The 22,761-nt window shown below is 70.5% G+C and carries 18 protein-coding genes; 7 read left to right on the top strand and 11 right to left on the bottom strand.

All coding sequences use genetic code 11. The annotated features are described in order from the left end of the window. The first annotated feature begins 3 nt into the window (after positions 1 to 3). Positions 4 to 855, top strand: a complete 852-nt coding sequence (locus ACQPZX_RS41055) for an HAD family acid phosphatase (protein ID WP_433368175.1) — start codon at positions 4 to 6, stop codon at positions 853 to 855. Here the strand turns inward: ACQPZX_RS41055 and ACQPZX_RS41050 are convergent. Next, positions 843 to 1,496: a TetR/AcrR family transcriptional regulator gene (locus tag ACQPZX_RS41050; protein WP_433368173.1), complete on the bottom strand. Its 654-nt coding sequence runs from the start codon at positions 1,494 to 1,496 to the stop codon at positions 843 to 845. The two genes, ACQPZX_RS41055 and ACQPZX_RS41050, sit on opposite strands and share 13 nt — an antisense overlap. A 47-nt stretch (positions 1,497 to 1,543) precedes the next feature. Between ACQPZX_RS41050 and ACQPZX_RS41045 the strand changes: the two genes are divergently transcribed. Beyond that, positions 1,544 to 2,272: an SDR family NAD(P)-dependent oxidoreductase gene (locus ACQPZX_RS41045; RefSeq protein ID WP_433385745.1), complete on the top strand. Its 729-nt coding sequence runs from the start codon at positions 1,544 to 1,546 to the stop codon at positions 2,270 to 2,272. A 26-nt stretch (positions 2,273 to 2,298) separates the two neighbouring features. On the opposite strand, the gene ACQPZX_RS41040 is transcribed toward ACQPZX_RS41045, so the two are convergent. Next, on the bottom strand, positions 2,299 to 2,682 hold the full coding sequence (locus tag ACQPZX_RS41040) for a hypothetical protein (protein ID WP_433368170.1): 384 nt from the start codon (positions 2,680 to 2,682) through the stop codon (positions 2,299 to 2,301). Positions 2,683 to 2,843: 161 nt separating this feature from the next. Between ACQPZX_RS41040 and ACQPZX_RS41035 the strand changes: the two genes are divergently transcribed. Beyond that, positions 2,844 to 5,639 carry an ATP-binding protein gene (locus ACQPZX_RS41035; protein WP_433368167.1) on the top strand — a complete coding sequence of 932 codons (2,796 nt, stop codon included), beginning with the start codon at positions 2,844 to 2,846 and terminating at the stop codon, positions 5,637 to 5,639. 16 nt (positions 5,640 to 5,655) lie between these two features. On the opposite strand, the gene ACQPZX_RS41030 is transcribed toward ACQPZX_RS41035, so the two are convergent. Beyond that, positions 5,656 to 6,381: an SDR family NAD(P)-dependent oxidoreductase gene (locus ACQPZX_RS41030; RefSeq protein ID WP_433368164.1), complete on the bottom strand. Its 726-nt coding sequence runs from the start codon at positions 6,379 to 6,381 to the stop codon at positions 5,656 to 5,658. Positions 6,382 to 6,456: 75 nt separating this feature from the next. Beyond that, positions 6,457 to 6,801, bottom strand: coding sequence for a histone-like nucleoid-structuring protein Lsr2 (locus ACQPZX_RS41025; RefSeq protein WP_433368162.1), 345 nt, complete (start codon positions 6,799 to 6,801; stop codon positions 6,457 to 6,459). Positions 6,802 to 7,080: 279 nt separating this feature from the next. Between ACQPZX_RS41025 and ACQPZX_RS41020 the strand changes: the two genes are divergently transcribed. After that, on the top strand, positions 7,081 to 8,232 hold the full coding sequence (locus tag ACQPZX_RS41020; RefSeq protein WP_433368159.1) for a GH12 family glycosyl hydrolase domain-containing protein: 1,152 nt from the start codon (positions 7,081 to 7,083) through the stop codon (positions 8,230 to 8,232). A gap of 59 nt (positions 8,233 to 8,291) precedes the next feature. Here the strand turns inward: ACQPZX_RS41020 and ACQPZX_RS41015 are convergent, their stop codons facing one another. The 3 genes from ACQPZX_RS41015 to ACQPZX_RS41005 form a co-directional block, all read right to left on the bottom strand. Further along, entirely contained in the window at positions 8,292 to 9,920 is a 1,629-nt protein-coding gene (locus ACQPZX_RS41015) for a GMC oxidoreductase (protein WP_433368157.1), read from the bottom strand. Between the two features lie 155 nt (positions 9,921 to 10,075). Continuing rightward, on the bottom strand, positions 10,076 to 11,089 hold the full coding sequence (locus tag ACQPZX_RS41010; RefSeq protein ID WP_433368154.1) for a zinc-dependent alcohol dehydrogenase: 1,014 nt from the start codon (positions 11,087 to 11,089) through the stop codon (positions 10,076 to 10,078). Next, positions 11,086 to 11,919 carry a LuxR C-terminal-related transcriptional regulator gene (locus tag ACQPZX_RS41005; RefSeq protein WP_433368151.1) on the bottom strand — a complete coding sequence of 278 codons (834 nt, stop codon included), beginning with the start codon at positions 11,917 to 11,919 and terminating at the stop codon, positions 11,086 to 11,088. Before ACQPZX_RS41005 ends, ACQPZX_RS41010 begins: the two co-directional genes overlap by 4 nt. A gap of 75 nt (positions 11,920 to 11,994) precedes the next feature. Between ACQPZX_RS41005 and ACQPZX_RS41000 the strand changes: the two genes are divergently transcribed. Continuing rightward, positions 11,995 to 13,611 carry an AMP-binding protein gene (locus ACQPZX_RS41000; RefSeq protein ID WP_433368148.1) on the top strand — a complete coding sequence of 539 codons (1,617 nt, stop codon included), beginning with the start codon at positions 11,995 to 11,997 and terminating at the stop codon, positions 13,609 to 13,611. Between the two features lie 478 nt (positions 13,612 to 14,089). Here ACQPZX_RS41000 and ACQPZX_RS40995 read toward each other — a convergent pair whose 3' ends face one another. From ACQPZX_RS40995 to ACQPZX_RS40980, 4 genes are all read right to left on the bottom strand, one after another. Next, a complete protein-coding gene (locus tag ACQPZX_RS40995) occupies positions 14,090 to 15,538 on the bottom strand; it encodes a hypothetical protein (protein WP_433368146.1) in 1,449 nt (482 codons plus the stop codon). 96 nt (positions 15,539 to 15,634) lie between these two features. After that, positions 15,635 to 17,200, bottom strand: coding sequence for an ArnT family glycosyltransferase (locus tag ACQPZX_RS40990; protein WP_433368143.1), 1,566 nt, complete (start codon positions 17,198 to 17,200; stop codon positions 15,635 to 15,637). A gap of 45 nt (positions 17,201 to 17,245) precedes the next feature. Next, positions 17,246 to 18,910: an AMP-binding protein gene (locus tag ACQPZX_RS40985; protein ID WP_433368140.1), complete on the bottom strand. Its 1,665-nt coding sequence runs from the start codon at positions 18,908 to 18,910 to the stop codon at positions 17,246 to 17,248. A 53-nt stretch (positions 18,911 to 18,963) separates the two neighbouring features. Next, complete coding sequence (locus ACQPZX_RS40980; RefSeq protein WP_433368137.1) at positions 18,964 to 19,590, bottom strand: hypothetical protein; 627 nt, start codon at positions 19,588 to 19,590, stop codon at positions 18,964 to 18,966. Positions 19,591 to 19,694: 104 nt separating this feature from the next. Here ACQPZX_RS40980 and ACQPZX_RS40975 point away from each other — a divergent pair, with 104 nt between their 5' ends. Next, a complete protein-coding gene (locus tag ACQPZX_RS40975; RefSeq protein WP_433368135.1) occupies positions 19,695 to 21,737 on the top strand; it encodes a TRAP transporter permease in 2,043 nt (680 codons plus the stop codon). Beyond that, complete coding sequence (locus tag ACQPZX_RS40970; RefSeq protein WP_433368132.1) at positions 21,734 to 22,735, top strand: TAXI family TRAP transporter solute-binding subunit; 1,002 nt, start codon at positions 21,734 to 21,736, stop codon at positions 22,733 to 22,735. The genes ACQPZX_RS40975 and ACQPZX_RS40970 overlap by 4 nt, the downstream gene beginning before the upstream one ends. Positions 22,736 to 22,761 lie beyond the last annotated feature (26 nt).

Raw genomic sequence — 22,761 nt, 5'->3', positions numbered from 1 at the left:
CGGATGAACATCACTTCCCTGCGCGGTCCCCGCCGGGTCGCCGTGGCCGCCGTGGCCGTCACCGCGGCGGTCCTGGGTGGCGCCGGCGTCGGCTGGGCCGCGGCCACGAGCACCGCCCAGCCCGCGATCAAGACGATCACCCCGCGTTCCGAGAAGGACGTCACCAACATCGACGTCCTGCGTCAGCAGCTGCGCAACTACTACGGCGACCCGCTGGGCACCGGGCAGTTCGCGGCCGACGGCAACTATGCCCGCGAGGCCTCCGGCGTCGCCTCCGACGGCGCGCGCTACCTCAGCCACTACCGGGCGCACGGGCACGCCACCAAGGCGATCGTCCTCGATGTCGACGACACGACGCTGGCCACCTGGAACTACGAGGTGTTCAGCAACTGGGCGTACAACCCCACCACCAACGCCGACTACGTCAACGGCCAGAAGTTCCCGGCCGTGCCGGGCATGGTCGCGACCGTCAAGGCGGCCGAGCGCGAGGGGTACGCGATCTTCTTCCTGACCGGGCGCCCGACCTCGCAGGAGCAGGCCACGCTCGGCAACCTCACCGCAGACGGCGTGGGCGTGGACGCCGGGTACCCGAAGCCGACGGCGCTGCGCGACGGCGAGGACGGCCTGTTCACCAAGCCGGACGTGAGCGCGTACCCGGCCTACTTGAAGACGGCGTGCGCCGCCGACCCGGACGGCAAGTGCACGACGATCCACTACAAGTCGGCGACGCGGGCGCACATCGAGTCGCTCGGCTACGACATCGTGGCGAACTTCGGCGACCAGTACAGCGACCTCAAGGGTGGCTACGCCGACAAGACCTTCAAGCTCCCGAACCCGAACTACTACCTGCCCTGACGTTTCGTACCCATCGCCAGCATGACCTCGTGGACCTGCTGGGGTGACAGGGGCGCGGCCGGCAGCTCGTTCATCGCGGCTGCCGGCCGTAGCCCGTCCAGCGTGAACGCCAGCGCCCGGCGCCAGACCTCCGGCGCCGTCCCCGCCGTCGCGCGCACCACGGTCGAGGTCGTCCACAGCAGCAACGGCAGGTCCTCGGCGGTGAAATCGGCCCGCAGCCGGCCGGCCGCGTGCGCCTTGGCGATCAGCCCGCGCACCCCGTCCATCTGCGCGTCGCAGATCTCGGTGAGCCGCCGCGCGTCGGCGTAGCGCCGGCTCACCGCGTCGCCCACCGCCAGGTCGCCGGCCGTCAGCTCGCACAGCAGCGTGACGTAGAGCGCGAAGCCGTCCCACGGGTCGGCCTCGGCCTCGGCGCGGCGCATGGCGTCGCGCACCTTGGCCTCCACCACGTCGGGCATCACGGCGTCGATCAGCGCGTCCCGGCCGCCGAACCGGTTGTACAGGGTGCCGGCGCTGACCCCCGCGGCCTTCGCGATCTCCTCGAGCGGCGCGTCCAGCCCCCGCTCCCGGAAAACCTCCCCGGCGGCGGTGGTCAGGCGCTCGACATTGCGCCGGGCGTCGCGGCGCAGGGGTTGCTCCATCCCGCCAGTATAGAAAGTTGACGTCGACCTCAAGTTCTTCTAACTTGATGCCACCATCAAGTTGGGAGCGAGCGATGTCCAAGACGGTTGTGGTGTTCGGTGCCGGGACGGGCCTGGGGACGGCGGTGGCGCGGCGGTTCGCCCGGGAGGGGTATCGGGTGGCGCTGGTCGCGCGCGACGGCGGGCGGCTCTCCGGGCTGGCTTCGTCGCTCGACGGTGAAGCCGCCGCGTTTCCCTCAGACTTGCGGGATGTTTCGGGTATTCCCCCGCTGATCGCCGACATTCGCTCGCGTTTCGGGCGGATCGACGTCATCGAGTACGCCCCGATCACAACCGATTTATTCACCCGCGCGACGGAATTGACGGTCGAGAAGGAGCAGGAATACCTGAATCTGTTCCTGCTCTCGCCCATCGCGGTTGTGCGCGAAGTGCTCCCGGATATGCTGGCCCGCGGCGACGGCGGCATCCTGCTCGGCCAGGGCGTCTCGGCGATCCGCCCGATGCCGGGGCTGAGCGGTTTCGGCCCGGCCATGGCGGCGGCCCGCAACTACTTCCTGTCGCTGCACGCCGAGCTCGCCCCGCAGGGCGTCTACGCCGGCGTGCTGCACGTGGCCGCGATGATCAGCGGCAGCGCCGGCCATGCGGCAGCCGTGTCGGGCGAGGTGCCGATCGACGTCACGAAGATCCCGCTTGTCGACCCGGCCGACCTGGCCGAGGCCATGTGGACGATGCTGGCCGAGCGCGACCGCGCCGAGGACGTGGTGCCCGCCGCCTAGAACCGGGGCCGGCACCACGCTGCCTCTCAGGGCGTGAGCAACAGGGTGTCCCCGACGACGAAGGAGTTGTCGAAGGGGGCGGCCGCGTTGCCGACCAGGCGGGCCTGGGGCTGAAGCAGATCGCCGGACCGGCCCGCGGTCGCGGCGGCCGGCACCGAGAAGCTGAACAGGTTGTCCCCGGCGGCCGGCCAGTTGGCATCACCGAAGTTGCCCACGGTCTCCTGGGAGTCCAGCAACGTCGGGTTGGTGATGTCGGTCAGCGTGAGGCGGACCCGATACCTGCCGCCGGTGCCGAACAGGGTCCCGCCGACCTCGGCCCGTACCTTCAGGTTGATCGCGGTGCCGGCCGTGAAGTCGTCGTTGTCGCTCTCGATCGTGATGACGTTGACGTCGTTCTGGGCGATGGTCATCGTTGTTCTCCTTGATCGTTGGATTGTTCGCAGGCGCCTGCTGTCTCCCAGAGTCGGCGAGCGGCCCCGGCGGCGAATCGTGGAGCGCACCACGAGAATTGGCCTGACGGGTGGCCGACCGTAGCTGGACACCTCGCCGCGGCCGGAAACAGACTCACTACGTGCCACGGGATTTGCTGGACCGGCAACGGGAGATCGCCGCCCTCGAGCGGCAGATCCGCATCGTGCGAGCCGGCGCCGGGCGTCTGATCGTGGTCGAGGGCCCGGCCGGCATCGGCAAGTCGAGCCTGCTCGGCGCGGCCGTCAGAAAGACCCGGACGGCCGGCGTGCGGGTCCTGCGGGCGTGGGCCGCCCCGCTCGAGCGCGACGCCGGCTGGGCGGTCGCGCGCCAGCTCTTCTCACCCATCCGAGCCGGCCCCGAGTGGCCCGAGCTGGCCGTCGGCGCGGCCGCTCTCGCTTCGCGGGCGCTCGACCCTCCGCCGCAGCCCCGCTCGCTCTCCGGCGACGCCGCCCACGCGGGCGCCCACGGCTTGATCTCGCTGGCCTGCGCCCTGGCCGAGCGCTCACCGACCCTGCTGGTCATCGACGATGCCCATTGGACGGACGTCCGCTCGCTGCGCTGGCTGGTGCGCCTGATCCACCGCACGGCCGGCCTGCCACTGGGCGTGATCTGCACCGTCCGCTCCGGCGAGGCCCCCACCGAGCCCACCGTCTTCACCGAGCTCCTGGCCGCGGCGCCCGAGCCGCCCATCCGCCCGCGCCCATTGGACGCCGCCGCCGTCGGCACCGTCATGCGCGAGCGGATGCCCGCGGCCGGCCCCGCTTTCGCCGCCGCGGCCCACACCGCCACCGGCGGAAACCCGTTCCTCGTCGGCGCTTTGCTGGACCACCTCATCGCCGAGCGCATCGACCCGACCGACGAGCTCGCGGCGTCGCTGGCCGCCGTCGCTCCGGCCCAGGTCACGCGGAGCGTGCGAGCCCAGCTCGGCCGCCTTCCGGGTGGTGCCGACGCGCTTGCCCGGGCCTTTGCCGTCCTTGGCGGTCGCGCGCCGCTTCGCCACGCGCGTGAGGTCGCGGAGATCGGCGCCGTCGAGGCGGCGCGGCTGGCCGACCACCTGCGGGCCGCTGGGCTGATCGACGGCGAGGGCGCGAACTGTGGGCTGACGCATCCGCTCGTGGCCGGCGCGCTCTACGGCGGCATGGCGGCGGGGGAGCGGTCCCTCCGGCATGCGCGGGTGGCCGCCCTGCTGCGGCGGGAACGTGCCGACCCGGAAGCGGTCGCCGCCCATCTCGTGCACAGCGAGCCCGCGGCCGAGCCGGCGACGGTCGCGATCCTCCGGGACGCGGCATGCCGGGCCGAGCTGCGCGGGGCGCCGGAGGGTGCCCTGGCCTTCCTCCGGCGCGCCCTGGCCGAGCCGCCCGCGGATCCCGCCGTCGAGGCGGAGGCCCGCGGCGAACTGGGACTGATGCTCGCGGCCCACGGGCAGGCCGGCGCCGGCGCGTACCTGGACGGCGCGGTGCGCTCGGCCGTGACCCCGGCCCAGCGAGCCCGCATCGCCCTCGCCGGCGGACGCGCCCTTGCCCTGGACGGACAGATCGAGGAGTCGATCCGGCTCTGCCGCCTCGGCCTCACGCACTCGGCCGAGGACGACAACGAGCTGGAGGCGGAGCTCGTCGGCGCCGCGTGGCTCCGGGCGTCGACGGTGGCCGAGGCCCGCGAGCGGCTGCACAACCGCATGGCCGACCCGCGGAGGCCCGCGCTCTGGCTGGTCCACGCGGCCTGGGAGTCGGTGTGCGACGCCCGGCCCGCCACCGAGTCGAGGAGTCTGCTGGGGCCGGCCGCCGCCGATGACGCCGGCTCGATGCTCGAGACCTTCGCCACGCTCACGCTGATCGCCTGTGGAGAGTTCGAGGCCGCGTGGGCCGACGGCGGCGCGACACCTTCGGGACGCCGGTTGCCGGCTCTCGCCCATGAGCGGGCCCTCCGGGCGATGGCCGAACTGCACCTGGGCCGGATCACGGAGGCCGAGGCCGATGCGCGGTCCGCCTTCGAGCACGCGTCGTCGGGGTGGGCGCTGGTCCCGCTCGTCGACGCGCTGGTCGAGCTGGACGAGCCGGCGGCGGCCGATCTTCTGCTGGAGTCCGCCGATCCGCAGCCGGATCTCCTCACCACCGCGATGCTGCTGGAGCGGCGCGCCCGCCTGCGGCTCGCCCAGCATCGCCCGGTCGAGGCACACGACGACTGCCTCGCGGCGGCCCTCGCGTGGCGGCGGCTCGGCGTCGAGCATCCGGGCATCGCCGGCTGGCGCGTCGACGATTGCGCGGCGCTCGCGGCCCTCGACGACATCGGCGGCGCCCGCAAGCTCGCCGAGGAGCACTTGGAGCTGGCCGAGCGGGTCGGCCTGCCCGGTCCGCGCGGCGCGGGCCTGAGGGCTCTGGCGCAGACCGGCGATCGCAGCGAGGCGATCGACCTCCTGCGGCAATCGGTGGACCTGTTGGCGGAGACCCCGGCGCGGCTGGAGCACACCCGATCGTTGCTGGCGCTGGGATCCGCCCTGCGCCGGGCGAACTGCCGCGCGTCCGCCAAGGAACCGCTCCGGAAGGCGCTCGAGCTCGCCGACCGTGGCGGGATGCGGCGGCTGGCCCGCCTGGCCCGGCGCGAGCTCTACACGGCGGGCGCCCGCCCACGGCGAGCCGCGGTGTCCGGATGGGACGCGCTGACGGCGGCCGAGCAGCGGGTGGCCGAGCTGGCGGCCGCGGGCTGGAGCAACCCGCAGATCGCCGAGCGGCTCTACATCACCCGCCGGACGGTGGAGACGCACCTGACGCACGCTTTCCGCAAGCTGCGCCTGGAGACGCGGCAGGAGCTCGCGACATTCTTCCCGCTACGCGCGTCGGACGGCACGGCAGCCATCGCGCGGGACGATGCGGGCGTCGGGCCTGACCCCGGACCGTGAGGCCGGGCCGGGCGGGTTAGGGGCGGGGTTTGCGGGCGGCGCGGCCGGCGTAGAGGCGGTCGGCCAGGAACGGCATCGCGGTCGCGGCGACGATCGCGGCTCGGTATTTGAGCGGGACCACTGTGCGGCGGCGCGGGCGGCGCAGGGCGCTCTCGATCGCGGCGGCGACGATCTCGGGGCCGGGGAGGTTCTTGCGGTTGTTGAAGCCGGTGTCGATGAAGCCCGGCTCGATCAGCGTCACGCCGATGCCGGTGCCGATCAGCTCCCGCCGCACGGAGTCGTTCATGCCACGCAGGGCGAACTTCGTGGCGGAGTACGTGCCGCCCAGGCCGATCTCGCCGGCCACCGAGCCGATGTTCACGATCGAGCCGGCGCCCTGCTCCCGCATGATCGGGACGACCGCGCGCATCAGCCGGATCGGCGCCACCAGGTTGACGTCGATCATCTGGGTGACCACGTCGTCGTCGGCGAGGATCGAGGAGTCGCCGCCGATCCCGGCGTTGTTGACCAGGCCGTCGATGCGCCCGTCCACCTCGAGCGCCCGCGCGACCAGGGCCTCGATCGCCGCCGGGTCGCGCACGTCGGTGGGCACCGCGACGGCCGTGCCGATCTCCGCGGCGACCGCTTCCAATTTGTCGGTGCGCCGGGCGGCGAGCACCACGGTGTAACCGGCGCGGCCGAGCCGGATCGCGGTGGCGCGGCCGATTCCGCTCGATGCTCCGGTGACGATTACGACCGGCATGGCTCTCCCCTTTGCGAGAAAAACGGCGCCGCCGAGGATCGGGCGACGCCGTTTTATGCGGCGATGGGGATCAACCTATCGCTTGCTGTGGTACGCCTCGACGATGTGGCTCGGGATGCGACCGCGCTCCGAGACCTCGTACCCGTTCTTGTTCGCCCACTCGCGAATCGCCTGATTCTGGTCGCGGCTGGCCCGCCCGGTGCTGGCCGGCGAGCTGCGCCGGGCCGGGGAGACGACGTTGCTGCGGCCGACCCGGGTAGCCGCGTTCAGGAACGGGTCGAGCGCCTTACGCAACTTGCCGGCGTTCTTCTCGGAGAGGTCGATCGTGTAGTTCACACCGTCGAGTCCGAACTCGACGGTGCGGTCGGCCTCTCCGCCGTCGATGTCGTCGGTCAGAAGGGTTATTACCTGCTTGGCCATGGTGTGCCTGCTCCTACAACGATGTCATTTGAGTGACGACTATGCGCACGCGGCGTGGCGCCGCGAATGTCGATACGCTTTCATTCTGTCTCTCTGCAGTTCTCAGTGCAAATTGCCGCTCTGCATGTCGCAATTCTCTCGGCGCGCGGGGGCACCCAGGCGGGTTCTTCGGACGTTGTCGGTGACACCTACTTTTCAGCTTCGTCAATGTCCTGTAACGTGTCGTGGGAGCGCTCCCACCACCCGTCCCCGCGGGATCCCCTCTCAAGGAGCTTCGCAATGAGACGTGCCATCCGCGCCCTCGCGGCCCTCGGCCTTCTGGCCGGTGCGGTCGTGACGGCCTTCGCCGTCGCCGGACCAGCGGCGGCCGACACGCAGATCTGCGAGCAGTACGGCAGCACCACCATCGGCGGCCGGTACGTGGTGATGAACAACCGCTGGGGCACCTCGGCCCAGCAGTGCATCAACGTCACCAGCACCGGCTTCTCCATCCAGACCCAGCAGGGCACCGGCAACACGAGCGGCGCCCCGGTCTCCTACCCGGCGGTCTACCTGGGCTGCCACTACACCAACTGCTCGCCCGGCACCAACCTGCCGATGCAGGTCAGCGCGATCTCCAGCGCGACCAGCAGCATCAGCTACCAGTACGTCTCGGGCGCCACCTACGACGCCGCGTACGACATCTGGCTGGACCCGTCGCCCAAGAAGGACGGCGTCAACCAGCAGGAAATCATGATCTGGTTCAACCGGCAGGGCTCGATCCAGCCGATCGGCTCGGTGGTCGGCAACGCGACCATCGGCGGCCGCAACTGGGAGGTCTGGCGCGGCAGCAACGGGTCGAACGCGGTGGTCTCGTACGTGGCGCCGTCGCCGATCACGAGCTGGAGCTTCAGCGTCCTGGACTTCATCAACGACACGAAGAACCGCGGCGCCATCACCAGTTCGTGGTACCTGACGAGCATCCAGGCCGGTTTCGAGCCCTGGATCGGCGGCGCCGGCCTGGCCGTCACCAACTTCTCGGCATCGGTGAACGGCGGCGGTCCCACCGGCCCGACTACCCCGCCCACCACGCCGCCGACGACCCCGCCCACCACGCCACCGACCGGCGGCACGTCGGCCTGCCGGGTCACCTACGGCACGAACGTCTGGAATTCGGGCTTCACCGCGAATGTGACGGTGGCCAACACCGGTTCCAGCGCCATCAACGGCTGGAATCTGGGCTTCACCCTGCCGAGTGGCCAGTCCATCACGAGTTCCTGGAATGCCACGCTCACCGGATCGAGCGGCGCGATCACGGCGCGCAATGTTTCCTACAACGGCAGCATCGCCCCGGGCGCCAACACGTCCTTCGGTTTTCAAGGAACTTACTCCGGCAGTTTCGCCAACCCGCCCTCTTTCACGCTGAACGGATCGACCTGTTCCCGAGCGTGAGAGCTCAGACCCGAGCCGCCTCGTCGCCGATTCTCCGGTGCCGGGGCGGTTCGTCCAATTCAACGGAGAGCGGCCGGCGCGCCTAGCGGAACGACCGGGCTTCGGGGTGCGACCGACTCCAGTCGTTCATATTGTGAACCGAGTGGCGGGCGCTGATCCTCTTCGCCCTTGTTCGGCCAGAGGGACATCGCCCGCTCCGCCATCGCCGTGATCGTCAGGGACGGATTCACACCCAGATTCGCCGGAACGGCCGAGCCGTCGACCACGTGCAATCCGTCATACCCGTAAACGCGGTGATACGGATCCAGCACGCCGGTGTCCCAGGAATCGCCGATGGTCGCGCCGCCGAGAATGTGCGCCGTCATCGGAATGTCGAAGATGTCGCCGACCGTCCCGCCCGGGAAACCGCCGATCTTCTCGGCGATCCGGCGGACCGCCTCGTGGCCCTGTGGAATCCAGGTCGGGTTCGGCTCGCCGTGCCCGGGGGCGGTCGTCAGCCGGCCGCGCTTGGTGCGGCGCACGGTCAGCGAGTTGTCCAGCGTCTGCATGACCAGCGCGATGATCGTGCGCTCGCTCCACCGGCGCACCGAGAGCGAACGCGCCAGGACGTACGGATGCCGCAGCGCGTGACCGAGGAACTTGACCGGACGGGGCACCCGGCCGCCGCCGTCGACCAGCAGCGTGGCGAGCAGGCCCATCGCGTTGCTGCCCGGGCCGTAGCGGACCGGCTCGATGTGGGTCGTGGCGTCGGGGTGGAACGACGACGTGATCGCCACGCCCCGGGAGAACGGCTCGGCGGGCACCGCGCCGGCCTGCGCGCCGAGCAGGGCCTCCGAGTTGGTGCGGGTCAGCGAGCCGAGCCGGGCTGAGATCCCGGGGAGCACGCCGGTGTCGCGCATGGCGTGCAGCAGCCGCTGGGTGCCGAGCGCGCCGGCCGAGAGGATCACGTGATCGGCGGTGAAGACGCGGTTGCCGGCCTCGACGATCCAGCCGGTGTCGCCCGGGCGCACGGCGGTCGCCTCGGTGTCCGCGTACACGATGGCCCCGGCCTTTTCGGCGAGGTAGAGGTAGTTGACGTCGAGGCGGTTCTTCGCGCCCACCTTGCAGCCGATCATGCAGTTGCCGCATTGGGTGCAGCCGGTCCGCTCGGGGCCCGCGCCGCCGAAGAACGGGTCGGGCACGGTCTTGCCCGGCTCCCCGAAGAACACACCCACGGGCGTACGGCGGAAGGTCGCACCCACCCCCATCTCCTCCGCCACCTGCTTGATGACCACGTCGGACGGCGTCATCGTCGGCTGCTCGGTGACGCCGAGCATGCGGGAGGCCTGGTCGTAGTGGGGTGCGAGCTCGGTCGCCCAGTCGGTGATGCCGGCCCAGTGCGGGTCGTCGAAGAACGTGGCCGGCGGGCGGTACAGCGTGTTCGCGTACACGAGCGAGCCGCCGCCGACCCCCGCGGCCGACAGCACCACGATGTCCTTGAGCAGCGTGATCCGCTGGATGCCGCGCAGGCCCAGGCGCGGCGCCCAGAGGAAGTTGCGCAGGTCCCACGACGTCTTGGGAAGCGTCGCCGGGGTGAAGCGCCGGCCCGCCTCGAGCACGCCGACCCGGTAACCCTTCTCGGTGAGGCGCAGCGCGCTGACGCTCCCGCCGAAGCCGCTGCCCACGATCACGACATCGAAGTCCGCCATCGACCCACCCTGTCATTACCGATCGGTAACCGGAAGGGCCCGGGTCTCTCATTTAAGGCCGGCACGGTGACGGCATGAAGAACGAACCGCTGAGCCGGCCGGCGGTCGAGCCGCCGACCGTGACCCGCAGGGGACCGAGAACCGAGAGGGAGAACTCAGCCGCGCGCGTCAAGGAGCACCTTGATGTGCTCGCCCGAAGCCGCGTCGGCGAAGGCGGCCGCGGCCTCGTCGAGCGGGCGTACCGCGGTGACCAGGTCGGTGACGTCGACGGCCCCGGAGGTGAGCAGGTCGATCGCCTCCGTGAAGTCCTCCGGCAGGTACGTCGCGCTGCCCTGGATCCGCAGCTGGCTGTCCTGGATCATCGGCAGCGGGATCGTCACCGGGGCCGGCGGGACACCGACGACCACCACCGTGCCGCCCTTGTCGGCCATCGCGAGGGCCTGGTCCATCGTGGACTGCTCGGCGACGCAGTCGAAGACCACGTCGGCGCTCTCGCCCAGCGCGTCCCGCACGAGAGCCGCCGCGTTCGGGGCCGTCGCGTCGAGGACGGCGTCCGCGCCGAACTTGGTGGCCCGATCCCGGCTGCGCGTCGACCGCGCGGTCATCACGACCCGCGACGCGCCCTGGACGCGGGCCACCATCAGCGTGAGCAGGCCGATCGTGCCGGCGCCGAGGATCGCCACGGTCTTGCCGGACAGCCCGCCGGCGAGCCGCGACGCGTGCACCGGCGTGCCGAGGGGCTCGATGAACGCGGCCTGCCGCCAAGTGAGCGAGTCAGGGATGACGTGCAGCCGCCGCTGGTCGACGGTGAAGTAGTCGGCCATGCCGCCCTGGTCGTGGGCGCAGCCGAAGAAGCGCAGCCGCTCGCAGACGTTCTGCCGGCCGGCGCGGCACTGCTTGCACTCCCAGCAGGGCAGGAACGGCTCCATCGCGACCCGCGTGCCGACCGCGAGCGACACCCCCGGCCCGACCGCCTCGATCGTGCCGCTGACCTCGTGACCGGGCGGATAGGGGAGCGTGATGAACGGGTGTTTGCCCTGCAAGGCGTGCACGTCGGACCCACACACGCCGGCTACCGCGACGCGTACGAGAGCCTGATTTTGATCTGGCTCTGGAATCTCGGCGTCGACGACTTGCACTCCCGAAGGAGTCACGACGACCCGCCTCACGGCAGGTATCCCAGGCGGCGTGCGGTCACAATCGTCTCCATCCGTCGGTGCGTGCCCAATTTGCGCATCGCGTTGCGCAGGTAGCTCTTCACCGTCTCGGGCAGCAGGCCCAGCCTCCGCGCAGCCTCCGCGTTGCCGCATCCGACCGCCACCATCGCCAGCACGTCGAGCTCGCGCGGCGAGAGCGGGTTGATCTCGCCTGCGGCGGGCCGATGCGCGACCAGGCGGTCGGAGATCTGCTGGAGACGCGCCTTCAGGTCCGGGTCCGAGGTCTCCGCAGCCAGCGTACGGAGATCCGCGTGGGCCAACCGCACTTCCTCCCACTCGCCGGCGGTGGCGTCGGGCGCGCCCCGGACGGCGGCGGTCTCCAGCTCGGCCATCCGGCGGGCCACCTCGCGGCGGACGGTCACCTCGGTGCCGAGCCGGACCGCGACCCGGCTCATCGCCTCGAGCGCCCGGCCGCCGACGGCGATCGGCTCACGGGTTCCGGCGTAGAGAACGGCGAGCACCGACCCGCCCATCGCGACCGGGACGGCGGCGATGGCGCGCAGGCCCTCGGCGCCGACCGGCGCGTCGTATTCATGACTGATCCGCGGGTCGGCCGCGTAATCCTCGACCCGGCCGGGGCGGGCGGTGGTCACAACCCGGCCGCCGAGCCCGTGGCCGGCGCTCACGATCAGGCCGTGCAGGGCCAGCGTCGACGTGCCGGCGAAATCGGAGAGCCGCAGGTGGCGGCAGTCTGTCGCGACCACGCCGCCGAACGCGACCGGGAGGCCGGTGACCCGGCGGATCCGGCCGAGCGCGGCGGGCAGGTCGGCTGTTTCGAGCACGTGGACAGCATGTCATCGGAGCTCTACCCCCGAACAGGGGTGGCGTGATTGCCGTCACGGGGTCAAGCTGCGGAAATGTTGTCCTACGCGTCAGGCACCAGCACCGCGCCCCTGCTCGGCGAGACGATCGGGGCCAACTTCGAGCGCGCCGTCGCGCTCTTCGGCGACCGGGAGGCCCTGGTCGACGTCGCGGCCGGACGGCGGTGGACCTATGCCGAGCTCGACGCCGACGTCAACCGGCTGGCTAGGGGGCTGCTGCGGCGGGGGATCGCCAAGGGGGATCGGGTCGGGATCTGGGCGCCCAACTGCGGGGAGTGGGTGATCACGCAGTACGCGACGGCGAAGATCGGGGCGATCCTGGTCAACGTCAATCCGGCCTATCGGACGCATGAGCTCGAGTACGTCGTGAAGCAGTCCGGGCTTTCGCTGCTGATCAGCGCTGTTTCCTTCAAGAGCAGCGACTACCGTTCGATGATCTCCTCGATCGGTTTTGACGCCGTGGCCTACATCGGTCATCCCTCATTTGAGGATTTGTCTGTTTCCGGCGACATGTCGGAGATTTCCGCGCGGGCTTCCACGCTGGCCTTCGATGATCCGATCAACATTCAGTACACGTCGGGGACCACCGGCTTCCCCAAAGGCGCGACGCTCTCGCACCACAACATCCTCAACAACGGCTACTTCGTCGGCGAGCTGATCAACTACACCTCGCAGGACCGGGTCTGCCTGCCGGTGCCGCTGTACCACTGCTTCGGCATGGTGATGGGCAACCTCGGCGCGACCTCGCACGGCGCCTGCATCGTGCTGCCCGCGCCCGGCTTCGACCCCGCCTTGACCTTGGCGGCGGTTGCCGCCGAGCGGGTCACCTCGCTCTACGGCGTGCCCACGATGTTCATCGCCGAGCTCGGCCTGCCGGACTTCGCATCGTACGATCTGTCCTCTTTGCGCACGGGCATCATGGCGGGCTCGCCCTGTCCCGTCGAGGTGATGAAGCGGGTCGTCGCCGAGATGAACATGGCCGAGGTGGCGATCTGCTACGGCATGACCGAGACGTCGCCGGTCTCCACGATGACCCGCCCCGACGACAACCTGGCCCGCCGCACCGAGACCGTCGGCCGGGTGATGCCGCACCTGGAGTCGAAGGTCGTCGACCCGGCGACCGGCCTGGTCGTCCCCCGCGGCGAGCCGGGCGAGCTGTGCACGCGCGGGTATTCGGTGATGCTCGGCTACTGGGAGCAGCCGGACGCCACCGCCGACGCGATCGACGCCGCCCGCTGGATGCACACCGGTGACCTGGCCACCATGGACGAGGACGGCTACCTCAACATCGTCGGCCGCATCAAGGACCTGGTGATCCGCGGCGGCGAGAACGTCTATCCCCGCGAGGTCGAGGAGTTCCTGTACGGCCACCCCGACATCGCCGACGTCCAGGTGATCGGCGTCCCCGACGCGAAGTACGGCGAGGAGCTGATGGCCTGGATCGTGATGCGCCCGGGGACGGAGCCGCTGACCGCCGAGGCGGTCCGCGCCTACTGCAACGGCCGGCTCACGCACTACAAGATCCCGCGCTACGTGCACGTCGTCGACGGTTTCCCGATGACCGTCACCGGCAAGGTCCGCAAGGTCGAGATGCGCGAACAGGCCGTCGACATCCTGGGCTTGCAGGAGGCCGCCCGTATCCGCAACGCCTGACCCGGCTCGCGCCGCGCGACCTTGATGAGTTGGCGCGCGCCGTGAACGCCAACTCATCAACGCCGCCCGCCGCCACGCCCGCCGCCGCCCGCCGCCCGCCCGCGCCTGCCGCAGCCGCGAGCCTTGATGAGTTGGCGCGTGCTGTGAACGCCGACTCATCAACCTCGCCCGGTCGCGGGGAGGGTGCTGGCAGCTTGATGACCTGGCGCGCGCTACCGACGCCAACTCATCAGCGCCGCCCGGTCGCGTGGAGGGTGCCGGCAGCTTGATGACCTGGCGCGCGCTGTCGACGCCAACTCATCAGCGCAGCCCGGTCGCGGGCGGGTGCCCGGCGGCTTGATGAGTTGGCGCGTGCTGTGTGCGGCAAGTCATCAGGGCCCGGATGCCGTCGCTCGGCCGGGCGCGGGCTGCCGCTGGCCTTGATGAGTTGATGCGCGGTGCGAGCGCCAATTCATCAGGCTGCGCGAGTGCGCCGGGGTCAGCTGGGCATGACTCGGGCGACCTTGATCGAAGTGCTCGTGGCGCCGGCTGCGGGGTAGGCGGCGCTGCCGTCCGCGTACGGCTTGAAGGCCTGGTAGTTGTGGTCCTTGACGGCGATGGTGAGCTGTTTGCCGGACGCGGCGCCGGTGGCGGCGTCGTAGACCTGGGCGCGCATCGACGAGCCCGAGCCCCAGGCCAGCAGCATCTTGCTGGTGCCGTAGGCGACCAGGTGCGGGTGCTGAGTGGCGGCCGACGTCGTGACCGTCTTGCTGGCGGCGGAGCTGCCGGAGAAGCGCGAGAGTCTGGCCTTGCCGCCCTGGCTCCACGCGGTCCAGTAACCCGACGACTTGGCCAGGACCAGGTCGCCGCCGAAGAGGGTGCCGTCGCAGGTGCCCGCGGCCACCGTGCGATAGGGGTTGGGCTGGGCGATCCGGCAGTTGTTGTCGGTGGCGCAGACCATGGTGAACTTCTTGGCGCGCGGATCCCAGACGATGCGGGACGTCCAGGCGTGGCTGCAGCCGACCTCGAAGCTGCCGTGCCCGCCGACCAGGGCACCCGACTTGCTGACCACCTGCATGCGGTCGCCCTCGTGGATGTCGACGCAGTTGCCGTTCTGGACGGTGATGGCGACGCCGAAGTACGCGGCGTAGTTGCTCCCGTCGGAGGCGAGCCGGCCGTGGTGCTGGTACCACCAGACGAACCGGGCGCCGTCGTCGTAGCCGCCGCGGGCGCCGGTGAGGTTGGTGACCTGGCGCTCCCAGACCTGGTGGCCGGAGTTGTCGAAGCGGACCATCCACATGGTGTTGCACGGGCTGGACTCGCCGCCGCAGAGCGGGCCGGTGTGGCAGTCGCCCTTGCGGGTGACCAGCAGGACGCCGCCGGTCGCGTCGGCCTGCACGTCCTGCAGGTCGATGCCGGTGAAGCTGGTGGGGGCGCCGGCCAGCTTGTCGTCGCAGCCGAGCTTGCCGAGGTGCACCTTGCCGTCGGTGCCGAGCCAGGCCAGCCACGAGGTGCCGCCGGGGGTGCCGGCGATCGCCATCGGCAGGGGGTCGGTGTCGCCCTCGCCGCCGTAGCCCTTCACGCCGGAGCCGACGCTGACCTGCGTGACCTTGGTGACCGGGGTGGCGCCGACGGGCCGGGCGCAGGCGCCGGCGGTCTTGGGCGCGGCGGAAGCCGACGGGGAGACCGCGGCGGAGGCGGCGGCCGACGGCAAGGCCGCGGCGGCGGAGGCGGCGACAGCTCCGGCGCTCGCAGCGGAAGCCGGCGCCGGGGACGAGGACGAGGACGAAGACGAAGCCGCGAAGAGCGTGCCCGAGGGAAGGACGAGAGCCGCGATACCCACGGCGACGACCACTCCCGCGGCCACACCGATCAGGGCGAGGCGGTGCGCGGACCCCGGCCTGCGGTGACCGGCCGGGTTCGTCGGCGGAGGCAGAGCCGGAGGCATAGGCGGAGGCGGGGGCGGAGAAGTGCTCATCAGCGCGAGACGTTACTGGGCACGCTCCCACGCCGTCATGCCCAAGATCTTTGGACAGACTTAAATTCAGCGCCGATAAATGGTGATGGAGTACCCGACGTTGTCGATCTCCTGGCTGGAGTCGATGAGCTGCTTCAACTTGCCCTTCGCCAGCGCCACCCTCGAGTCCGACACCACGAGCAGCCCGCGCACCTGGTCATTAGGCACCGCAAGCGGATTTTTCCCCAAAATCCCGTAATAGGCGGGGACGCCGGCTCCCTTGTAGACCAGCCACACCGGCTGGCCTGGATATCGATCCCGCAGCCGATCCGAAAGCCGAGGCAAATCCTGCCCCCAGTCCACGTTCGAATCGTGCAGATTCCGATGCGTATGAGACGTCCCCCCGAACGCCTCATTCGAATACGGGAGATAAAACGGAAATGTCCGAACCGAGCTGACCGCCACGAACGCGACTAGCACCGCAGTAACCGCATGCGCCCACCGGAACCGGATCACCACCACGGTCCCCGCCACCACGGCCAGGAAGATCGGCATGAAGATCACGTACCGGCTGCCGTAGTCCCGGGCCCCCGTCATCGCCACCAGCAGCAGCACCCCGGCCGGCACCAGCAGATACAGCGTCGCCACCCGCAACGCCGGCTTGACCAGCATGGTGATCGTCCCTGCCAGCCACAGCGCCATCATCCCGAGCGGCGTTTTGATCAGCAGCGCCGCCGGCGCGTAGTACCAGAGCGACCCCCGATAGGCCTCCCCAAAGAGGAACCCGTTGAACGTCCGCGCCTCGAACCGGAACTGGATCAGCACCCCGTCCCGATAAGCCTTCGGGAACGGCAGCAGATCAACCGCCAGCCCTTTCAGCCCACCCGGATTCGTCGCCAGCGCCGGTGTGCTCCACCGCAGCCGAGGATCAACCGCGAGATACACGATCCAGACCATCGCCGTAGCGATCAGCCCAACCCCGATCGCCCCCACCACGCGCCAGGCCATCTTTTTCCACCAGCTGCCCGGCTTCCCCACCATAAAGGGCGACAAAAGCGCTAAGAGCATCACCATGGGTACGGCGGGAAGCACACTCATCCGCGTCGCGAGCGCCGCCCCGAGCGCCACCCCGGCCAGCGGAAGATAGAGCCGAGGCCGCCGACGGGACCGCCACAGCATCCAGAACGTCGACAGCAACAGTCCCGCCGCCGGAACGTCCAGCGTGGCCAGTGACCCGTGCGCGATCACGTCCGGCGAGAAGGCGTAGAGCGCCAGCGCCACCAGGCCAGCCCACGGCCCCGCGAGATCCCGGGCGAACCCCAGCACCACCAGCCCGAACAGCAGCGTCAGCACGATCATCGGCAACCGGGCCGCGAGCATCAGCCGGAACGGGTTGTTGCCGGTCTCGTACAGGACATGCCGGCCCAGATTGGTCTGGTTGCCGGTGAACGCCGGATCGAGGTACGGCTTCTCGAACGCCAGCCCGGCCGCCATCACCAGCTTGCCGAGCGGCGGATGCTCCGGGTTGTACTGAAGGCTGTGCTGCTGCGTGAGCACCTCGGCCGTGCCGACGTAAACCGGCTCGTCGATCGTCGGCGACTGCTGCACGGCCGTGGTGACCATGGCGAACGCCATCCCACCCAGCAATGCCACGACAACGAGCAGGTAAGCCAGGCGACCACGGGACACCGCGCAACGTTAGCCGGTGAATTCCCCCTCCGGCCGGAAGGTGGGGTCGGCGTGCTTCTCCTGTTCAGCCGCTCGTAGCTCGACACGGCGGATCTTTCCGGAGATCGTCTTCGGCAGCTCGGCGAACTCCAGGCGACGGATCCGCGCGTACGGCGGCATGTGCTCCCGCGCGTACGCGAAGATTGTCTCCGCGGTCTCGGCGGTCGCCGAAAATCCTTCCGCAAGCACGACGTAGGCCTTCGGCACGGCCAGCCGCAGCGGGTCGGGCGACGGTACGACGGCCGCCTCCACCACCGCCTCGTGCTCGATCAGCACGCTCTCCAGCTCGAACGGCGAGATCCGGTAGTCGGAGGCCTTGAACACGTCGTCGGTGCGCCCGACGTACGTGATGTAGCCGTCGTCGTCCCGGGAGGCGACGTCGCCGGTGTGGTAGTAGCCGCCGGCCATCCGCTCCGCCGTCAACGCGTCGTCGCCGTGGTAGCCGACCATCAGCCCGGTCGGCCGCGGGTCGAGCGCGACACAGATCTCCCCCTCGGTCGCGGCCTCGCCGGTCAATGGGTCGATCAGCTCGATCGTGTAGCCCGGCACCGGGCGTCCCATCGAGCCCGGCTTGACCGGCTGGCCCGGCGTGTTGGCGATCTGCACGGTCGTCTCGGTCTGCCCGAAGCCGTCCCGGATGGTCACGCCCCAAGCCTTCTGCACCTGGTCGATGACCTCGGGGTTGAGCGGCTCGCCGGCGCCCACGACCAGGCGCGGCGGGGTGCGCAGCGCGGAGAGGTCGGACTGGATCAGCATCCGCCAGACGGTCGGCGGGGCGCAGAAGCTGGTCACGCCGCACCGCTGCATCTCGGCCAGGAGGCGGCCGGCGTCGAAGCGGGTGTAGTTGAAGATGAAGACGCAGGACTCGGCGTTCCAGGGGGCGAAGACGTTGCTCCAGGCATGCTTGGCCCAGCCCGGCGAGGAGATGTTGAGGTGGACGTCGCCGGGGCGCAGGCCGATCCAGTACATCGTGGAGAGGTGGCCCACGGGGTAGGACTGGTGGGTGTGCTCGACCAGCTTGGGCCGGGCCGTCGTCCCCGACGTGAAGTAGAGCAGCAGCGTGTCGCTCGCGCGCGTAGTCCCGTCCGCCTCGAACCCGACATTTCCGGAATAGGCGTCAGAGAAGGAGTGCCAACCCTCAACCGGCTCGCCCACCGCGATCTTGGTCACGGATACGGCGTCGAACTTGGCGGCCGCCGACGACAGCGCGACCACGTGCGCCGCCCCGCCCCGGGCCACCCGGTCGGCGGCGTCGGCCGGGCCGAGCAGGGGAGTGGCGGGAATGAGCACGGCGCCGAGCTTCATCACGGCCAGGATCGTGTCCCACAGCTCGACCTGGTTGCCGAGCATCAGGACGATCCGGTCGCCGCGCCGCACGCCCTGCTCGCGCAGCCAGTTGGCCACCTGGTTCGACCGGCGGGACATCTCGGCGAACGAGAGCCGCTGCTCCGAGCCGTCCTCCTCGACGATCCACAGCGCGGGCGCTTCGTTTCCCTCGGCGATCACGTCGAACCAGTCGAGCGCCCAGTTGAACTCGTCGAGCGAGGGCCACTCGAACCCGGCCGTGGCCGTGTCATAGTCCGAGGAGTGCTCGAGCAGGAAGTCCCGCGCTGCCCGGAATGCCGCCGTCGTCATCCCCACAGCCTGCGCCTTCGTTTCCCGGACGCGCCACCCCCGGAAGGGGGTGCCTAGATGGTGACGGTCCGGGTCGCGACCAGGCCGCGCCGCACGTCACCGGTCACGCACGCCATCTCGACGGCCGCGCCCGGGTGACCCTCGAAGGAGGCCGTCCCGCTCGCCTTGGCGCAGGCGTCGGACGGTAGCAAGATCTCGGCGGCGTGCAGCGGCGACGCTTCACCCAGGGCGACGCTCGGGTAGACCTCGACGTGCAGGCGCGGCCAGGCGCCCTCGTGCGAGCCCGGGAAGACGCTGGTGAAGCGCACCCAGCCGGCCGAGTCGGCGACCTGCACCCCGCGCAGGTAGTTCTCGTTCTCCAGGCCCGGCGAGTGCAGCGAGTAGTTGCCGTCCGGGTCGCAATGCCAGAGATAGACGGCCTGCCCGACCAGGGGACGACCGGAGTTCGCGCTGGTCAGCCGCACGCGGATGTCGAGCGGCACGCCCCGGGCCACCCCGTTCGCCGTACCGAAGCCGCGCCGGATGTCCCCGCGCACGATGCCCGAGCGGGCGATCGGGCCGGCCTCCGCGCCGAGGGTCGACACCGTGATGCCGCGGGTCAGCCCCATCATCCGGCGCCGGCGCACCAGCGTGAAGTCGTTCGCCAGTCCACCGTCGCGTCGCGTCCCCAGTTCGAGCATGAATCCATTGGGCCCGTGGTGGGTTGCGCGGGTGCACCGGTCGCGGTTTCAGATCGGTTGTTTTGCCTTGTGTTCGCTTACATCCCGCTTGGTACTGTCCACCCATGGGCGGTGATCGATATCAAGCGGGGACCGACGACCCCCCGGCCGTTCACTACGACGACGAGGAGCTGCCCGCTCGCAACCTCACCGGCCGCATCGGGCTCGGCGTATCGATCGTGGCGTTCCTGGTTGCCGTGCTCGTGCTGTGGCAGGTCTTCCGCCCCCTCGCCCGGGGCAGCCAGTTCTACCTGATCATCTTTCTGGCCGGCACGTTGCCGCTGGTCTTCCTCGCGTACAAGTCTCGTCTGCCGTTCTTGAAGAAACCCGGCAGCGACCGGCCGACGCTGCCCGACTGGCTCCTGGCCGGCGCCGCCCTGATCGTCTGCCTGTACCCGGTGAACCCGCTGCGCGGCGGCTACGACGGCTTCCTCGACCGGCAGGGCCTGCTCGAGCCGATCGACATCGTCTTCGGCGCCGTGCTCCTGGTGCTCGTGGTCGAGGCCTGCCGGCGCACGACCGGGGTCGCGCTGCCGATCGTCTGTCTCGCTTTCCTCGCGTACGGGTACTACGGCGGCCTCCTGCCCCAGGACTGGCCGATCGCGCACGCCGGGCTCGACTTCTCCCAGATCATCGACGCGCTCTACAACTCGGGCAGCGGCTTCTACGGCACCCCGCTCGACGTGGCGGCGACGTACATCGTGCTGTTCACCATCTACGGCGCGGTGCTCGACCTCTCCGGCGCGAGCCGCTTCTTCGTCGACCTGTCGGTGGCCGCCTTCCGCAAGTCCCGCAGCGCCGCCGGCCGCACCGCGGTGGCCGCCGGCTTCCTGCTCGGCACCGTCTCCGGCTCGGGCACCGCCACCGCGGTCAGCGTCGGCGCGGTCACCTGGCCGATGCTGCGGCGGGCCGGATACCCCGCGGAACAGGCCGGCGGCATGCTCGCCGCGGCCGGCGTCGGCGCGATCCTCAGCCCGCCCACGCTCGGTGCGGCCGCCTTCATCGTCGCCGAGTACCTCGACGTCTCCTACCTGACCGTCCTCGGCTGGGCCACCATCCCGACGCTGCTCTACTACCTAGGCATCCTGCTCGCCGTCGAGATCGACGTGCGCCGCTTCCGGGTCCGCGCCCTCGACACGCCGCCGGCCAGCGCGTGGCGACTGCTGCTCCGCTTCGGCTACCACTTCTCCTCGCTGATCCTGATCATCGTGCTGCTGGCGCTCGACGTCAGCGCGACCCGGGCCGTCGTCTACGCCACGCTGGCCGCGTTCCTGCTGTCCTTCCTCGACCGACAGGCGTGGATGACTCCCAAGCGCCTTTTCGTCGCGTTGTCGGCCGGGGTCCGCGGCGTGCTGCCGGTCGTCGCGGTCTGCGCCGCCGCCGGCATCATCACCGCGATCACCACCAAGACCGGCCTCGGCGCGCAGCTGGCGTCGCTGCTGGTCTCCGGGGCCAAGGCGGTCACGTCCAACCCGACCGCGATCCTGGCGCTGACCGTGGTCCTGGCCGCCGTCGCGCTGGCCATCCTCGGCTTGGCCGTGCCGGTCACGGCCAGCTTCATCATCGGCTGGGTCATCATCGGGCCGGCCCTGCTCGGGCTGGGCGTCCCCGCGCCCGCCGCCGCGATGTTCGTCTTCTACTACTCGGTGCTCTCCGAGGTGACGCCGCCGACGGCGCTGGCCGCGGTGGGCGCGAGCGCGATCACCGGCGGCCGGACGATTCCGACGATGTGGCAGGCGCTCAAGTACGCGCTGCCGGCGTTCCTCGCGCCGATCGCCTTCGTGCTGACCGACAACGGCTCGTTCCTGCTGGGCCGGGGCTCGTTCGTCGGCATCGTGTGGGCCACGGCGGTCGCGATGCTCGCGGTGCTCGGGCTGGCGGTGGCCACCGGCGCGTGGTTCCCCGGGATCGGGCCGGCGCCTCTGCCGGCTCGCGTGCTGGGCGCCGCGGCCGGGTTGCTGCTGCTCTATCTGGAGCCGCTGACGATCGTGCTCGGAGTGGGCGCGCTCGCGGCGGCCGCGCTGTGGACCTTCGTGACTCGCCCTTCTCGTGAATCGGACAAATCGCCTTCTCCTCCTCCAATCAAGGAAGAAACGGGGACGACATGAGACGAACGGCATCAACCCTTGCGGCACTCGTACTCGTCGGAGGTCTTGCCTCTTGTGGCGGCCGCCAGGACGCCGCCTCCACCGACGCCGGCGGCGACGTCAATTGTGAGGTCACCAAGGACACCCGGGTCGGCATCGCCACCGGCAACGCGACCGGCGTCTACTTCGCGCTCGGCAACGCCTACGCCGAGCAGATCGGCACCGCCGGCGGCAAGCTCAAGGCCACCGCCGCCGAGACCGGCGCCTCGGTCCAGAACATCCAGCAGGTCGTCGCCGGCACCTACAACGTCGCCTTCTCCCTGGCCGACACCGCCGCCGACGCCATCAACGGCACCGGCAGCTTCACCGCCAAGCAGCCGATCGCCGCGCTGGCCCGCATCCACACCAACTACACCCACGTGATCGTCCGCTCCGGCGCCGGCATCAAGGACGTAGCCGGCATGCGCGGCAAGCGCGTCTCCACCGGCTCCCCGAAGTCCGGCACCGAGGTCATCGCCAACCGCATCCTCAAGGCGGCCGGCCTCGACCCCGCCAAGGACATCAGCGCCCAGAAGCTCGACCTCACCAAGACCGTCGACGGCATGAAGGACGGCTCGATCGACGCCATGTTCTGGTCCGGCGGCCTGCCCACCCCCGGCGTCACCGATCTGCTCACGACCGCCGCCGGCAAGGTGCAGTTCCTGGACGTCACGCCGCTGCTGCCCGACCTGCAGAAAATCAATCCCGTGTACGAGGCCGGCACGGTGCCCGCCGCCACCTACAAGACCCCCGCCGACGTCCCCACCATCATCGTGCCGAACTTCCTGCTGGTCCGCGAAGACCTCGACCCGGATGTGGCCTGCGTCCTCACCAGGGTCCTGTTCGACCGCAAGGCCCAGCTCGAACAGGCCAACGCGGCCGCCAAGGAGATCAGCCTCGACACCGCCCGCAAGACTGAGCCGGTCCCGCTGCACCGAGGCTCGGTCAAGGCCCTCGACGACCTGAACGCCCCGAAGTAGCGCCGTCGCCGCCCGGGATAATGGCT

This window comes from Actinoplanes sp. CA-142083, assembly GCF_050942195.1.
Taxonomy (GTDB): domain Bacteria; phylum Actinomycetota; class Actinomycetes; order Mycobacteriales; family Micromonosporaceae; genus Actinoplanes.
The sequence above is the reverse complement of the archived record's forward strand: the minus strand, read 5'-3'. Positions and strand labels throughout refer to the sequence as shown.

Coding starts and splice junctions, on each gene's coding strand:
- ACQPZX_RS41055 (WP_433368175.1), top strand. CDS start 4: ATGAACATCACTTCCCTGCGCGGTCCCCGCCGGGTCGCCGTGGCCGCC.
- ACQPZX_RS41050 (WP_433368173.1), bottom strand. CDS start 1,496: ATGGAGCAACCCCTGCGCCGCGACGCCCGGCGCAATGTCGAGCGCCTG.
- ACQPZX_RS41045 (WP_433385745.1), top strand. CDS start 1,544: ATGCCACCATCAAGTTGGGAGCGAGCGATGTCCAAGACGGTTGTGGTG.
- ACQPZX_RS41040 (WP_433368170.1), bottom strand. CDS start 2,682: ATGACCATCGCCCAGAACGACGTCAACGTCATCACGATCGAGAGCGAC.
- ACQPZX_RS41030 (WP_433368164.1), bottom strand. CDS start 6,381: ATGCCGGTCGTAATCGTCACCGGAGCATCGAGCGGAATCGGCCGCGCC.
- ACQPZX_RS41025 (WP_433368162.1), bottom strand. CDS start 6,801: ATGGCCAAGCAGGTAATAACCCTTCTGACCGACGACATCGACGGCGGA.
- ACQPZX_RS41020 (WP_433368159.1), top strand. CDS start 7,081: ATGAGACGTGCCATCCGCGCCCTCGCGGCCCTCGGCCTTCTGGCCGGT.
- ACQPZX_RS41015 (WP_433368157.1), bottom strand. CDS start 9,920: ATGGCGGACTTCGATGTCGTGATCGTGGGCAGCGGCTTCGGCGGGAGC.
- ACQPZX_RS41000 (WP_433368148.1), top strand. CDS start 11,995: ATGTTGTCCTACGCGTCAGGCACCAGCACCGCGCCCCTGCTCGGCGAG.
- ACQPZX_RS40995 (WP_433368146.1), bottom strand. CDS start 15,538: ATGCCTCCGGCTCTGCCTCCGCCGACGAACCCGGCCGGTCACCGCAGG.
- ACQPZX_RS40985 (WP_433368140.1), bottom strand. CDS start 18,910: ATGACGACGGCGGCATTCCGGGCAGCGCGGGACTTCCTGCTCGAGCAC.
- ACQPZX_RS40980 (WP_433368137.1), bottom strand. CDS start 19,590: ATGCTCGAACTGGGGACGCGACGCGACGGTGGACTGGCGAACGACTTC.
- ACQPZX_RS40975 (WP_433368135.1), top strand. CDS start 19,695: ATGGGCGGTGATCGATATCAAGCGGGGACCGACGACCCCCCGGCCGTT.
- ACQPZX_RS40970 (WP_433368132.1), top strand. CDS start 21,734: ATGAGACGAACGGCATCAACCCTTGCGGCACTCGTACTCGTCGGAGGT.